The sequence below is a fragment of the Marinobacter antarcticus genome, from assembly GCF_011049865.1.
Taxonomy (GTDB): domain Bacteria; phylum Pseudomonadota; class Gammaproteobacteria; order Pseudomonadales; family Oleiphilaceae; genus Marinobacter; species Marinobacter antarcticus_A.
Map to the genome: position 1 here is coordinate 1 of NZ_DRGY01000052.1, position 13,858 is coordinate 13,858.

The 13,858-nt window shown below is 49.4% G+C and carries 9 protein-coding genes; 6 read left to right on the plus strand and 3 right to left on the minus strand.

Annotation, left to right across the window (positions count from 1 at the left end):
* Positions 1–477 precede the first annotated feature (477 nt).
* From ENI00_RS06725 to ENI00_RS06735, 3 genes are all read right to left on the minus strand, one after another.
* Positions 478–690 (minus strand): helix-turn-helix transcriptional regulator, encoded by a 213-nt coding sequence (locus ENI00_RS06725; RefSeq protein WP_304100675.1) that lies wholly within the window; start codon positions 688–690, stop codon positions 478–480.
* Between the two features lie 103 nt (positions 691–793).
* A complete protein-coding gene (locus ENI00_RS06730; RefSeq protein ID WP_304100677.1) occupies positions 794–1,942 on the minus strand; it encodes a YagK/YfjJ domain-containing protein in 1,149 nt (382 codons plus the stop codon).
* Positions 1,943–2,404: 462 nt separating this feature from the next.
* The gene (locus ENI00_RS06735; RefSeq protein ID WP_304100679.1) at positions 2,405–3,796 is read right to left on the minus strand and encodes a KAP family P-loop NTPase fold protein; all 1,392 of its coding nucleotides are present in this window, start codon (positions 3,794–3,796) and stop codon (positions 2,405–2,407) included.
* Between the two features lie 194 nt (positions 3,797–3,990).
* Here ENI00_RS06735 and ENI00_RS06740 point away from each other — a divergent pair, with 194 nt between their 5' ends.
* The 6 genes from ENI00_RS06740 to ENI00_RS06765 all read left to right on the plus strand — a co-directional run bounded on the left by ENI00_RS06740 (position 3,991) and on the right by ENI00_RS06765 (position 13,791).
* Complete coding sequence (locus ENI00_RS06740) at positions 3,991–6,750, plus strand: class I SAM-dependent DNA methyltransferase (protein ID WP_304100719.1); 2,760 nt, start codon at positions 3,991–3,993, stop codon at positions 6,748–6,750.
* Positions 6,751–6,764: 14 nt separating this feature from the next.
* On the plus strand, positions 6,765–7,520 hold the full coding sequence (locus ENI00_RS06745) for a hypothetical protein (RefSeq protein WP_304100680.1): 756 nt from the start codon (positions 6,765–6,767) through the stop codon (positions 7,518–7,520).
* Positions 7,521–7,554: 34 nt separating this feature from the next.
* Complete coding sequence (locus ENI00_RS06750) at positions 7,555–8,586, plus strand: virulence RhuM family protein (RefSeq protein ID WP_304100682.1); 1,032 nt, start codon at positions 7,555–7,557, stop codon at positions 8,584–8,586.
* A gap of 14 nt (positions 8,587–8,600) precedes the next feature.
* Positions 8,601–10,685 carry a DEAD/DEAH box helicase gene (locus ENI00_RS06755; RefSeq protein ID WP_304100684.1) on the plus strand — a complete coding sequence of 695 codons (2,085 nt, stop codon included), beginning with the start codon at positions 8,601–8,603 and terminating at the stop codon, positions 10,683–10,685.
* A complete protein-coding gene (locus tag ENI00_RS06760; protein ID WP_304100686.1) occupies positions 10,675–11,850 on the plus strand; it encodes a GIY-YIG nuclease family protein in 1,176 nt (391 codons plus the stop codon). Before ENI00_RS06755 ends, ENI00_RS06760 begins: the two co-directional genes overlap by 11 nt.
* Before the next feature lie 81 nt (positions 11,851–11,931).
* Positions 11,932–13,791: an ATP-binding protein gene (locus ENI00_RS06765; RefSeq protein WP_304100688.1), complete on the plus strand. Its 1,860-nt coding sequence runs from the start codon at positions 11,932–11,934 to the stop codon at positions 13,789–13,791.
* The last annotated feature ends 67 nt before the right edge of the window (positions 13,792–13,858 follow it).

The following is a 13,858-nucleotide window of genomic DNA, read 5'->3' on the forward strand; positions in this document are numbered from 1 at the left end:
GAGTAGCCCTGATCAAGCACCAAACAGGCCGCTTCCTGTTTGAACTCTGGCGTGAAAGAACGTCGTTTCCTGGTCATCAGACACCTCGCTTATGGTGGCGATATTACCACCTAAGTTGGTGTCCGGAATCATTGAACCACTACACCCTGAACCGTTGGGGATTGACTACAGCGAGAGTGACATTATGAGCAATCGTGTTTCCCAGGGTTTGATATCCGAGAATACGCTTCCGGAGTAGTGCCAGGGTGGGTAACAGTGACAATTTGTTGATCGCCGAGTAAGTCACGGACTCGCTGTGCACCTTGTTGCTCGTAGTTATCTCCCGTAATCAGAACCGGTGGCTCAACCGCGAATTCCGATATCCCCCTGAATACATATTTAGATGCACCTGGAGTAAAATCGGTAATCAATTTTTCGTAAATGGTGGATCTAAACTCTATCAGGATCTACCGAGGTCTATGGCAGATACTGAAAATATCAGAGGCCCCAGCCCCTAGATGCTTCATGAGTCATATCACGCTGGACCTGTTTTTCCTGCAGCCACTCATGGACTTCAGAATCAATCCAACCAACAGATCTACCTCCAAGGCAAATCGGCCTGGGAAATGTGCCGGCATTAATGTATTTGTACAGTGTGGACCTGGCCAGCCCGGTTTTATCTTGTACCTCCGCCAATCTGAGCACTTTCATATCTCTTCCTCCTTCATTGCTCAGACTATTTGTCGGGGAGCTCTAACAGTCATACCTGGCCTTGGTTCAGCGTCCACATCAAGCCTGTTTTCTAGAAGGTGACTCAGGGGCCAGTATCTCCGTGGGCCCAGTGAGTGCTCTGGTATAAACGAGGCCGCCCACGCCGTGGTTCATCGTGACGTTCCGGTTTTTGGCTCGTCTGAAAGGTCCTGCCTTTGACCAACATGGCGGCGTATTCATCGATCTTGGTCAGATACTTAGCTAACTTGAATAGCCCTCGCTTCTTTTCAAAATCGTGGTAGTCGATTCGCCCCATGGCGTTGTAATGATAGTGGTGTTCGGCATCGAGGTTGCAGTTCCAGTAAAGGCCTTGGCCACCTGTGATGGCTGTCGCCCACATTTCACCAATGAGACGAGCGTGGGTAACGTCCTCCTGGCACTGATGACCGTCGAAGAAGAAGATGAAGTGGTAATGAAAGCCTTTTTTGGGTTGCCATTCCAGTTTCCATGCGTAGCCCAACAGATGGTTGAACAGGGAGTGGGTGTTAAAGGCGAGACAAAGTTGCTCTCTGTGATAACGAGCCGTCTGGTAATCGATGTAGGGGCTTTCGAACTCGCTATAGCCCAGGTCTACCCGAATAACCATCAGGCGACTGTGGCAATCAAAGAGGGCATCCATCACCTCACACAGGCGCTGGTAATTGTTGAGGCTATTACGCCGGTTACGATGACACTCGTAGGTAAAGTCCGGCCCCTTTAGGGTTTGATACCAGGCTTCCAGTCGTTGATTGAGATCCATGACTAGCTGCTCTGCAGTCTGACGGCTCAGCGATGGTGGTTGATGAAATCCTGCCTCGCGCAGGTATGCACACTGGTCAAAGGCCCACAGGAAGCGTGTAGCGAAGGGACTTGGTCGATAGAGCTGACCAATTTCCGTCTCATGAAACATGGTTACTAGAACTGTGAAGAGCGTGGTCAAGGTTCCCAGAACTGGGTCTGGGGCCAACACAACCGTCTCGGTACCGAAGGCTTCTGGCTTAATCAGTCGCTGGTAATCAAGAACCGGCTTTGCATCAGCCAAGGTTTTCAATTGTTGGTCGACCCAAATCAGGTCGTTGCGCCAGTGGTAATCTGAGGGCATCGTAATTGGCTGACCCAGCGAATTGGTAACGATTTCACCGCCGTGCAATCTGCCCAACCAGTCCAGCATCTCTTCGTCAGTCGGGGTGTCGTGGTAAGCGTAAGAGTCCATTGTACGTCTCCAGGTTAGATTGGCTGAGCGTCATGCTCATACCATTACCTGGCATGTAATAAATTACTCTACCGTCAGTATTGCCTTACTGAACTGTCGGGGGTGATTCTTTTGGGAATCACCCCTCATCACCGCTTCCGATTGATCGTAGCTTTGTATTGGGCTTTCACTACGTGAGCCCATTGTCTTCTCCGCCTCACTCTTATGTGTCGTTACATGTCTATTTGGTAGCCACCACTAACAAATAACATAGAAACCGAAATTCGATCGGGACCGCGAGGCGGTAATCTTCAGCACATGGCGTTCGTGACCTCGAGAAAAAGCAGAGATACGGGGGAGCGGCAGCTGTAAGAGTTAGTGTTGGTAGCGGTTCAGAGTTGCGGCGCCGTGTGGATTAAAAGCCCCTGCCGGGACTGCATTAGCATTCAGCAACACCTGCATCGCAGAGGTTTCCACTGGGCGCTAGTGTCCATAAGGTCCTGTATCCGAAGCTGGACGATATCCCAGTAAGCCAAGCGTTGCTCCTACGGTATCCATAAAATTCGAACGATGGTTTTTGCTAACAAGGTCGGTGGCCGCGCTCAGCACTGAGGACCAATAGGTCACCTGAGTATGCGGCGCATTATCTTCCTCCACGAGTTCTTTTGATCTCCGGTGAAGTCTCGACAATCCGCTTTGCCCCTCAAGCAGAAAAGTTAGTACAACTCTGAAACGTGCCTCCTCTTCAAGAGATTCACGGAACATCAACGGCGCCCGGTGGCTCACCGTGTTCCATGCGTCGTCTGCGGGTACATTCTGATTCAGGAGTGATTCAAAAAACTTAGGGTCGCGCTGTTTTTGCACAAGTAACCAAAGAATCGCCCTTGAAAGCATTGGTGCAAGATTTGTGTTTGCAGAGTAAACCGCTCCTGCTTCCAGCAAAAGTCGTTCAATTTCGCGTAGTGAAAGTTCGTACGATATGGCTAGCCGTGCAATGAAATCTGTTGAAAATGAATTCCTGGCAGTATTTGCAAGTCCTCTGCCTTCGAATAGGTCAGCCATGCCGAGCCTCGTGATCGTGTTATGGCAAAAAGCATGGAGATCAGGCTCAGGAAGCTTCAGTTGCAGATGAAAGAACTTGTTGAGATACCGGTGTCCGTCATAACCCTGGCCGTAGTGACCTTTGATAGTTTCTCCGAGTTGATCAATATCAACCCCGATCACGAAAACAACACCGTCAGCATTGAAGAAATGCTTGATTGATTCCAGGAGCTCAACGGCGTAATTGGGGCGACAGCGATCTAGCTCATCCACGATTATGACCAGCGGGAAGCCATTCTTCTGTTCCTCAAGTTTTTTGGCGTAGTTTCGAAGTGAGTCCCTGAAACCAGCAGCCGAAAGCTTGGCGTTTTCATGGTCAGCCAATTTTTTTTCGACTAGCTTTTCCGAGAGTTCATCGACCCCGTTGATGTCCACCAAACCGCTAGTCAGCACCTTAACTGCGAGAGGTGCTATGTGTTGAAGCAAATCGCCACCTTTTTTCTTGATCTTCTCAATAGAGTGAGACCCGTCATCGTCTTCGGTCAGCTGCCCACTCAATTCCTGGATCAAAGCAACGAGCGCATCGTGGGTGTAATCGACTTCCCAAGCGCTGAATTTGACGACCTTTGCGCCCTGTAATCGTAGCGATACCGTCCACATATCGAGAAAACTGGTCTTTCCGGTTCCCCAAGGAGCGGTGAGCGAAATAACGGCGGGCCCCTCAGCTTGTTTAACGAGATTCGTAAGCCGTTCCCCAGTCTCCTTTAGTTTGAAGGCGCTAGCGGCCCATGGATCGTCGTCGCGGATCTCCATTTTTTGTGGCTCGAATCTCATCAGTCCTTGTGCTCCGTTGTGGCGGAATTTCGAATATCTTGCGCTTTGCTTAGCGCAAACGGTCAAATATCAAACTTGTAGGCCTTCTGTCCGTTCTATCACTTCTCCGGATCGGCTGGTAGACTTTCCCGTTGATCACTTTTATGGTTTCAGTTAAATCAGCACCTTACGGGATTTTTGAAGGCCTTTTACCAATGAACGCAGTAGAAATCGAAGAAGCAATATCCGATCTCGCTCTGGAGGCGTTCGACCAGGACGAATTCCCCTTTGCCTTCCTGCGCGCCTTTGGCAACAAAGAAACCACCATTAAACGGCTCAGGGCCGGTACTACGAATAAGTCCGACCTCGGTGGCGTACTGCAGACCAACAACATCCACATTGCGGTTGCGGAAGCCGGGCAGGTTACTCAGACGTTGAGTAAGTTAAGGCAAAGCCCCGCTACGACCAGATCTAAAGCCCGTTTCGTTCTCTCTACGGATGGCTCTGATTTCGAAGCGGAAGATCTCGAAACGGGCGAGACGGTTGCTTGCGACTTCCAAAAGTTTCCAGACCACTTTGGCTTTTTTTTACCGCTGGCAGGCATCTCCACAGTCAAACAGGTTCGTGACAGCTCCTTTGACATAAGGGCCACCAGTCGTCTGAACCGTCTTTACGTCGAGCTGCTGAAAGACAACCCGGACTGGGGAGGAAGTGAGCAGCGCCATGAGATGAACCACTTCATGGCAAGATTAATTTTTTGTTTTTTTGCCGAAGACACGGATATTTTTGCTGGTGAAAGCCTGTTCACCGATACCGTGGAGCAGATGAGTGCCCGGGATTCGTCCAACACCCACGAAGTGATCAGTGAGATCTTTCGGGCAATGAACACCCGGGCTGGTGATCGCCAGGCTGAGAACCTGCGTGGGTGGACCAAGGACTTCCCTTATGTGAATGGCGGCTTGTTCTCCGGCAGCATCCAGGTGCCGAAATTCAGCAAAATCGCCCGCTCATACCTACTGCACATTGGCAACCTCGACTGGACACAGATTAACCCGGACATTTTTGGTTCGATGATCCAGGCTGTGGCTGATGATGAGGAGCGCGGTTCCCTGGGCATGCATTACACCAGTGTGCCGAACATCTTGAAGGTGCTAAACCCTCTGTTCTTGGATGACCTCCGGGAAAAGCTGGAAGACGCCGGTGATAATTCCCGTAAGCTGCTAAATCTCAGGAATCGCTTGGCCAAGATACGGGTGTTCGATCCGGCCTGTGGTTCCGGCAATTTCCTCGTGATCGCTTATAAGCAGATGCGGGAAATTGAGAATGCAATTAATGAGCGGCGGGGTGAGCCGGGACGCAGAAGCGATATTCCGCTAACAAATTTTAGGGGTATTGAGCTGCGGGATTTTTCGGCGGAGATTGCTCGGCTCGCACTCATTATCGCGGAGTACCAGTGTGACGTTAGTTACCGCGGCCAGAAAGAGGCTTTGAAGGAATTTTTGCCGCTCGATGCTGAAAATTGGATTACCTGCGGTAACGCATTACGACTAGATTGGCTCAGCATCTGTCCGCCGACGGGCAGCGCTGTGAAACTGCATGCCGATGATTTGTTTGGATCACCTCTGGAACAGTCAGAAATCGAATTCGAGAATGCCGGGGGAGAAACTTATATTTGCGGCAATCCACCTTATCTAGGCTCAACTTGGCAATCCGCTGAGCAGAAAGACGATCTGAGAGTGATTTTCGAGGGGCGAACTAAAACATGGAAATCTCTGGATTATGTTGCTGGATGGTTCATGAAGGCGGCAGAGTTTGGTCGACACTCTGAGGCATCCTCAGCGTTCGTAGCCACCAATTCCATATGCCAGGGACAGCAGGTGTCGTTTTTTTGGCCGTTGGTATTTGAAACAGGTAACACCATCGGGTTCGCTCACTCCTCCTTTAAGTGGGCGAATCTTGCCAGTCACAATGCTGGTGTAACGGTTGTCATAGTTGGGATATCGAGACAGCCGGGTAAGCGAAGGCGTTTGTTCTCATCATCGGGTGACAACGCGGGAACTGTTGTAAAAGGGGTCGATCAGATTAATGCCTATCTCGTAGCGGCTCCTAATGTGATCGTTAGTAAGTCTATGAGGCCGCTTACAGGTGTATCGGTCATGGATTTCGGGAATAAAGCTGACGATGGTGGTCACCTTACACTCACCTCTGGTCAACTGCAGGACATGCAGTTGAGTGATGATGCTCAAAAGCGGTTTATTAAGCGCTTTTATGGCTCCAAGGAATTTATTAATGGTCAAGCTCGGTACTGTATCTGGATCAAGCCAGATGACTTAGAAGAAGCGTTGAAGGAGCCAGCCATTGCAAGGCAAATTGAATTAGTGAGGACAGCCCGTCAAAAAAGTAAGGATGCTTATGCCCGTAGCCTTGCCAGTAGGCCTTATCAGTTTAAAAGCCCACGTATTGCCGATACTCATGTAATCGTCACTCCTCGTGTTAGCTCCGAGAACCGCCCATATCTGCCGGTTGGTGCTATGTCGAATGATTCTGTCATTGGGGATCGTAACTTTGCACTTTATGACGCGCCGCTTTGGAATATGGCGGTGATAGCGTCCAAGATTCATTTAGTTTGGATCGCTAGTGTTTGTGTGCGAATGCGAACTGACTTTTCATACTCAAATACGCTGGGCTGGAACACCTTCCCGATTCCGAAACTTACGGAGAAGAATAAAGCTGATTTATGTCGTTGTGCCGAGAATATTCTATTGGCCCGGGAAGCACATTTTCCTGCCACCATCGCTGACCTGTACGATTCAGAAAAGATGCCTGCAAACCTTCGTGAAGCTCACGATCAGAATGATGAGGTAATTGAACGCATTTATATCGGTAGGCGCTTCAAAAACGATACGGAGCGCTTGGAAAAACTATTTGAGCTTTACACAAAAATGATGACGTCGGATAAAACAGTGGCGGGTTAACAGGAAACGGCATAATGCAGAGTAAAGCCATAAGTAACTCATCTGAAATTCTAGAACATGACGTGTCAAGATGGGTGGCAGATAGTGCCAGTAAACTGGAAGCTAGTCGCGCCAAATTTTGCTCAGTTAATTCTTTAAGATTTTTGCGGTGGGCTAGCGAAATTTTTGAGACTTCACCAATCGTCGCATCGTTTTGCGCCTTAAATGCTACTGAAGAGGCCGTTGCTGCTTTTATCGCAGCAGCTAAGAAGCATGGCCATAAGAAATTGGCGAAGCAAGTAAATCTGCACGATCACCAAAGCAAAGCACTGGTTTCAGTGTTTGCGCAGCGCTGTAGCCGAGCAGCGAAGCAGGGGCGACTTGCGATCGCGGTAAGTCAAAATAGGGATATGTTGGCTTTTCGCTTGCCAGACGATAGCGGCTATCGTTATGGCCCTTTACACCTGAGTTCGTTCCGCATTTATCCGAATATTCAAACAGCCGGTGATGGACTTATTGAATTAGGTGATATGCCTCCAGTCGAAGACTTGCAGGCTGAGGTGCGGAGAGTAGCCGAGGCGCGCAATCAGCTTTTATATGCTACCAATACCGGCGTTCAAACTGGGTTTAAGAGCCCCCAGACCAGTCTTGTTCGCGAGACTCAACTGTCTCTCGGGCTCATATGGGCAACGGTGGATATGTATATGAACCCAGATCAGGATAGGCCGTTTATTAATGCGGTACTCGAAGGGATGACCTCATTGAGCACGAAGTGTAAAGCCCAGAAATGATGGTCAAGGACGATAGCGCAATGGAAACCATGGCATGAGCGAACTGATTCTCTATACCTCTGACGATGGCCAAACCCAGCTCCACCTGCGTGCTGAGAGCGGCAGCGTCTGGCTCACCCAGTTGGAAACTGCAGAGCTCTTCCACACCACGAAGCAGAACGTGTCTCTCCACGCCAGGAACATCTTTGAGGACGGCGAGCTAACACCTGAGGCAACTGTCAAGGAATCCTTGACAGTTCGAACCGAGGGCAACCGCCAGGTTCAGCGCAAGATAATCCAATACAACCTGGACCTGATTCTTGCCATCGGTTACCGCGTCCGCTCCCCCCGTGGCGTCCAGTTTCGCCAGTGGGCCAGCGCCCATCTCAAAGAATTCCTGCTCAAAGGCTTCGTAATGGACGACGAGCGCCTGAAGAACCCAGGCGGTTGGGATTACTTCGATGAATTGCTGGAACGCATCCGAGAGATCCGGTCATCGGAGAAGCGGTTCTATCAGAAGGTGCGTGACCTGTTCGCTCTCAGCTCGGATTACCGGGCCAGGGAGCGGGAAACCTCTATTTTTTTTGCCGAGGTTCAGAACAAGCTGATCTATGCCGTTACCGGCTATGCCGCCGCAGAGTTGGTACTGAAGCGCTCAGACCCGGATCAGGCTAATATGGCCTTAACCAGTTGGAAGGGCTCCCGGGTACGAAAGCAGGATGTGATCGTTGCCAAGAACTACCTGGCCGCCGATGAAATGGACAGCCTCAATCGCTTGGTGGTGATCTTCCTGGAGCAGGCCGAATTGCGGGTAAAACAGCAGAAAGATCTTACACTGGAGTTCTGGCGCAACAACATGGATCGCATGCTGGCGTTCAACGATCAGCCGATTCTGGAAGGAGCTGGTTTTGTCAGCCGCGAGAACATGGAAAAGGTCGCGCACCAGCGCTATGACGAATTTGACCGGCAGCGCCGAGCCACAGAGGCCAGGTTGGCTGACGAGGAAGACCTCAAAGAGCTTGAGCAGCTTGAGGACCAAGTGAAAAGCCAGGCCCGCACTTCAGATAAAAACCCAGGCAGGGATTAAAACAGGAAGTATCCATGACCAAAACCGTTCCGTCCGTTTCAGTCTCCTATGCCCGCAATGGCAGCTCGACCAAGTCCAACGAGCTGGGAATGCGGCCGATGCAGGAGCGTGCCTTTGAGCGGCGGGGAGAGCAGTATCTGTTGATCAAATCGCCTCCGGCTTCGGGTAAAAGCCGGGCGTTGATGTTCATTGCCCTGGATAAATTATACAACCAGGGTCTAAAGCAGGCGATTATTGTTGTGCCAGAGAAGTCTATCGGCGCCAGCTTTGTTGATGAGCCCCTCAGCGATTTTGGCTTCTGGGCGGATTGGCATGTAGAGCCCAAATGGAATCTTTGCAACGCGCCAGGCACTGACAACGGTGGCAAGGTGAAGTCGGTTGGTGCCTTCCTCGCAAGCGAAGACAGGGTCCTGGTGTGTACCCATGCGACTTTCCGCTTTGCCGTTGAACAGTTCGGTACAGAAGCCTTTGATGATCGCCTGATTGCAGTGGATGAGTTCCACCACGTTTCCGCCAATCCAGATAACCGGCTTGGCTCGCATCTCGGCGATTTTATAGCTCGGGACAAAGTGCATATCGTGGCCATGACCGGCTCTTACTTCCGGGGCGATGCGGAGGCCGTATTGGCACCCACGGAAGAGGCTCGGTTTGATACGGTCACTTACACCTATTATGAGCAGCTGAACGGCTACGAGTATCTGAAACAGCTTGATATCGGCTACTTTTTCTATTCTGGTTCTTACGCAGATAGCATTCTGGAAGTGCTGAACCCAAACGAGAAGACCATCATTCACATTCCCAACGTGAATTCCCGGGAGAGCACGAAAGACAAGATCCGGGAGGTGGAGCACATCATTGAGGAGCTTGGCGACTGGCAGGGTACTGATCCGAAAACTGGTTTCCAGCTGGTGAAAACCTCATCCGGTAAACTGCTGCGCATTGCCGATCTGGTGGACGACGATGCGTCGAAGAGAGATCGGGTGTCTGCAGCCCTGAAAGATTCCACGCAAAAGAATAACCGTGACCATGTAGACATCATTATTGCCTTGGGCATGGCAAAAGAGGGCTTCGACTGGATTTGGTGTGAGCACGCGCTGACAGTTGGCTACCGTTCGAGCCTGACGGAGATCGTTCAAATCATCGGCCGTTCCACCCGGGACGCACCGGGCAAAACCCGCGCACGTTTTACCAACCTTATTGCAGAGCCAGATGCTTCTGAGCAGGCAGTAACAGAGGCTGTGAACGATACTCTGAAAGCTATTGCTGCCAGCTTGCTGATGGAGCAGGTGCTGGCTCCTCGCTTTGAGTTCAAGCCCAAAGCAACGGCCACCGGCCCGGCAGAGGGTTATGACTACGGTGAGGATGGGTACGACCCCAAAAAGTGCAATGTCGGGATCAACGAAGAGTCTGGCCAGTTCCAGATCGAGATAAAGGGCCTGGCTGAACCAAAGAGTGAAGAGGCGTCCCGCATTTGCACGGAAGACTTGAACGAGGTGATTGCCAGTTTTGTGCAGGATAAGCCCACGATTGAACGAGGCTTGTTTGATGAAGAGATGATTCCCGAAGAGCTGACCCAGCTCAGCATGGGGAAGATCATCAAAGACCGTTATCCGGAACTGGATGCCGAAGACCAGGAAGCGGTTCGTCAGCACGCTATTGCCGCGTTGAACATGACCCAGCAAGCCAAGCAGGCGTTGCTCGAGACAGTCAGTGGCGAGGGAGGCGAGGGTGCCGGTGAAGAATCGGCCATTAAGCCCAACACCGCATTGATTGCGGGTGTGCGGAAGTTTGCCATGGACGTTACGGAACTGGATATCGACTTGATCGACCGGATTAACCCGTTCAGCGAGGCCTATGCCATTTTGGCCAAGACCATGAGCGAGGAAAGCCTAAAGAACATTGCCGCGATCATTTCAGCTAAACGCACCACGTTGTTACCGGAAGAGGCCAGGGAGCTGGCGATTCGTGCCGTTAAGTTCAAACGGGAGCGGGGTCGGTCGCCCTCTAACACCTCACAGGATGCCTGGGAACGGCGAATGGCAGAGGGTGCTGCTGCCTTCATGAGATACCGGGGAGAGGGCCGTTACGATGAATCTTGATGAGCTGAGTGCAGAACTACAGGATTTTGCCCAGCCAAAGAAAGAAAAGCAGCTGACTGCGCGGGCAGAACGCATTATTGCGGGCTTTGAAGAGATTCAGCGGTTTGTTGAAGAGCATGGGCGCACTCCACAGCATGGGGAAGACAGGGATATTTTCGAGCGCCTTTACGCCGTGCGCTTGGACCGAATTCGGACCCTGGAGGAATGCCGGGACCTCCTGACGGATCTTGATCACCAGGGGCTATTGGACGGCAAGGCCGTTGCTCAAAATGAATTGCCGGAAGAGATGGATGATGAGGAACTGCTGTCCGAACTTGAAGACATGGCGCCGGGTGGTGAGCTGACTGAGTTGCGCCACGTTCGTTCGACGGCCGAAAAACGGGCAGTAGAAGATATTGCCAATCGCACTCTGTGTGAAGACTTCGATCAGTTCAGACCCCTGTTCAAGGAAGTGGAAGCCGAACTTAAAGCGGGAATTCGCGAGACCCGGCGCTTTGGTCAGGACACCAGTATTGAGCAAGGTAACTTCTTTATTCTGAACGGCCAGATGGTTTACGTCGCTGAAATAGGAGAGATGTTCAAAGCCCCCAACGGCGAGAGAGACGCCAGGCTGCGTGTGATCTACTCCAACGAAACAGAAAGCGACATCCTGCTTCGCTCCCTTCAGCGCGCACTCTATAAAGACGAAACTGGTCGCCGTATTACCGAGCACGATGCCGGGCCACTGTTCCGGGATACCTGGGATGAGGACGATGTAGAAAGCGGCACCATCTACGTGCTCCGGAGCAAGTCACAGAACCCGTTTGTAGCCGAGCACCGGGAACTGATACACAAGATTGGAGTGACCGGAGGCAAGCTGGAAACTCGCATCGCCAATGCCGAGCATGATGCTACCTACCTGTTGGCTGAAGTGGAAATTGTGGCTACATACAAACTGGCTGGGATTAACCGAACCAAATTGGAAGCGCTGCTTCATCGCGTATTTGCGCCTGCCCAGTTGGACCTGGAGATCAAAGATCGGTTTGGTCATCCAGTGAGGCCTAGAGAGTGGTTCCTAGTGCCGATTTCGGTTATTGATGAGGCGGTTGACCGGATTCGGGATGGGTCTATTACCCAAGTAGTTTATAACCCCGAGACTGTGAGGCTTGTTTGGGAGGGTTTTTGATCAGCGGCCGCTGGCTGTGATTCGCTTTTATTTCGAGGTGAGTAGTTATCTATTTTTTAGTTACCGAAAGGGTTCGATGAAATGGACATAGAAACAAGCAGTGCTATAAAACTATTCTTTCCGAACCCATCTTTGCAGCTGGTTTATTTTGAAGCGATTCACAACTCGCTAGATGCAAACGCAACGGAAATAGATATAGATATTGATATATCTTCGTTTGAAAAGGTCGATACCTTAAAGCTAGCGATAGCTGATAATGGCGATGGCTTTAATGATGAGAACTTTGATCGATTCAAAACCTTGCTTAGACCAAGAGATTATTTGCACAAGGGAATTGGTCGCCTCATTTTTCTGAACTACTTCAAAAAGATTTCTGTACTAAGTGAATGGGATAATGCTCGGCGTTCATTTGTTTTTAAAGAGAATTTCTCTGGTGAAGCGAATTTTGAGGAATTGAAATCGGCAACGGACAGGAAAACCATTCTTGTATTTACAGAGTTCTCCAATGAGCGTGTTAAGTCTTATGATAACTTGAAGCCTGACTCGCTTAAGGAACAGGTAATCGATCAGTTTCTACCAAAGTTCCAAGATCTAAGATCTCAGGGTGTACCGTTTAAAATAAAGATCACACTTAATACTGATGAAGAAAATGTAAAAAAGGGGTTTCTTTCATCCCAATCTATAATAACTGAAAATGATCTACCACGGTTTTCTACTATCATAATAGAAGATGAAGCGTTTGATGCTTTTTCAACAATAAAGATGCATTATCACATTGAAAGGTCTCAAGGTAAGGGACGTCATTTTACTGCATTTGATATTGATGGCCGTACTGTCGAGATAAAGCTATTATCACCTGGGGCTGTACCGGCAGGATACGATTGTATTTTTATTTTTGAGTCTGAACTTTTCCATACAAACTCAGATTCTTCTCGCCAAAAACTTGTGCTTCCAGATGGTGTTCATGAGGTTTCTTTAAATCGATTGCTTACGAGGGAAGTAGGTAAAATTTTAGCAGAGAAAATACCACAGATAAACGAAAATAATAGGAAAGTTAAGGACGGATTTGAGAAAAAATTTCCTCACCTTCTTGGGTATTTTGAGGAAGAAACTGCAGGGTTGATAGATAGAGATGATGCTTTGCAGATTGCGCAGCAAAAGTTCTTTCGCATTCAAAAGGAGATCCTGCAATGTGAAGAACTGACTGACCGGGAATATGAAAAGTCGCTTGAGCTATCATCCAGAACGCTAACAGAATATATCTTGTATCGAGAAAAGATAATAAGAAGAATGAGGAAAATGACTAAAGATAATAGCGAATCGGAGATTCATAACCTTATAGTTCCTAGATATAGGAAGTTCTCGCAGGAATCAATGGTTGAAAATGTTTATCAAAATAACGCTTGGCTTCTGGACGATAAGTTCATGAATTTTCGAACGGTCTTAAGTGAAGGGCGAATGGACGAAGTTATTAAGCATATCCGACTAGATGAAGAGGTTTCTGGTGAGGACGGGAGGCCTGATATTGCAATGATTTTTTCCGCCGATCCGAATGCAGAGCGACCAGTTGATGTCGTTATGATTGAGATTAAAAGGAAGACCGATGACGAAAAGGAAAATCAATACTCGGTCAATCAATTAATGGATCGAGCGGCGAAGCTCGTTGAGTTTTGTCCAAATATTCAAAGGATGTGGTATTACGCGGTTATACAAATAAGTGATCAAATGTCATCGAGACTGAGACAGCTGAACTGGACTCCTCTTTACTCCACGGGGAAAACATTCTACCAGGAGTTCAAAGCCTTTAAGAAAGATGGCACAGTAGTTCCTGCCCCTACTTTCGTAATGTCTTTTGATGCAATTGTTTCAGATGCTGAAACTAGAAATCACATATTTTTGGAGATCTTGCGAGAGGGTATGAAGAAGCTTTCTCAGTCGTAGTAATTGAAGTGCGGCGGATATCCGTTATTACCGTAAATTTTGTCGTTTTGAGTTTATCTGTAATTTG

Excerpts from the sequence above, each read along its gene's own strand:
- ENI00_RS06725 (WP_304100675.1), bottom strand. The coding sequence starts at position 690 with ATGAAAGTGCTCAGATTGGCGGAGGTACAAGATAAAACCGGGCTGGCC.
- ENI00_RS06730 (WP_304100677.1), bottom strand. The coding sequence starts at position 1,942 with ATGGACTCTTACGCTTACCACGACACCCCGACTGACGAAGAGATGCTG.
- ENI00_RS06735 (WP_304100679.1), bottom strand. The coding sequence starts at position 3,796 with ATGAGATTCGAGCCACAAAAAATGGAGATCCGCGACGACGATCCATGG.
- ENI00_RS06740 (WP_304100719.1), top strand. The coding sequence starts at position 3,991 with ATGAACGCAGTAGAAATCGAAGAAGCAATATCCGATCTCGCTCTGGAG.
- ENI00_RS06745 (WP_304100680.1), top strand. The coding sequence starts at position 6,765 with ATGCAGAGTAAAGCCATAAGTAACTCATCTGAAATTCTAGAACATGAC.
- ENI00_RS06750 (WP_304100682.1), top strand. The coding sequence starts at position 7,555 with ATGAGCGAACTGATTCTCTATACCTCTGACGATGGCCAAACCCAGCTC.
- ENI00_RS06755 (WP_304100684.1), top strand. The coding sequence starts at position 8,601 with ATGACCAAAACCGTTCCGTCCGTTTCAGTCTCCTATGCCCGCAATGGC.
- ENI00_RS06760 (WP_304100686.1), top strand. The coding sequence starts at position 10,675 with ATGAATCTTGATGAGCTGAGTGCAGAACTACAGGATTTTGCCCAGCCA.
- ENI00_RS06765 (WP_304100688.1), top strand. The coding sequence starts at position 11,932 with ATGGACATAGAAACAAGCAGTGCTATAAAACTATTCTTTCCGAACCCA.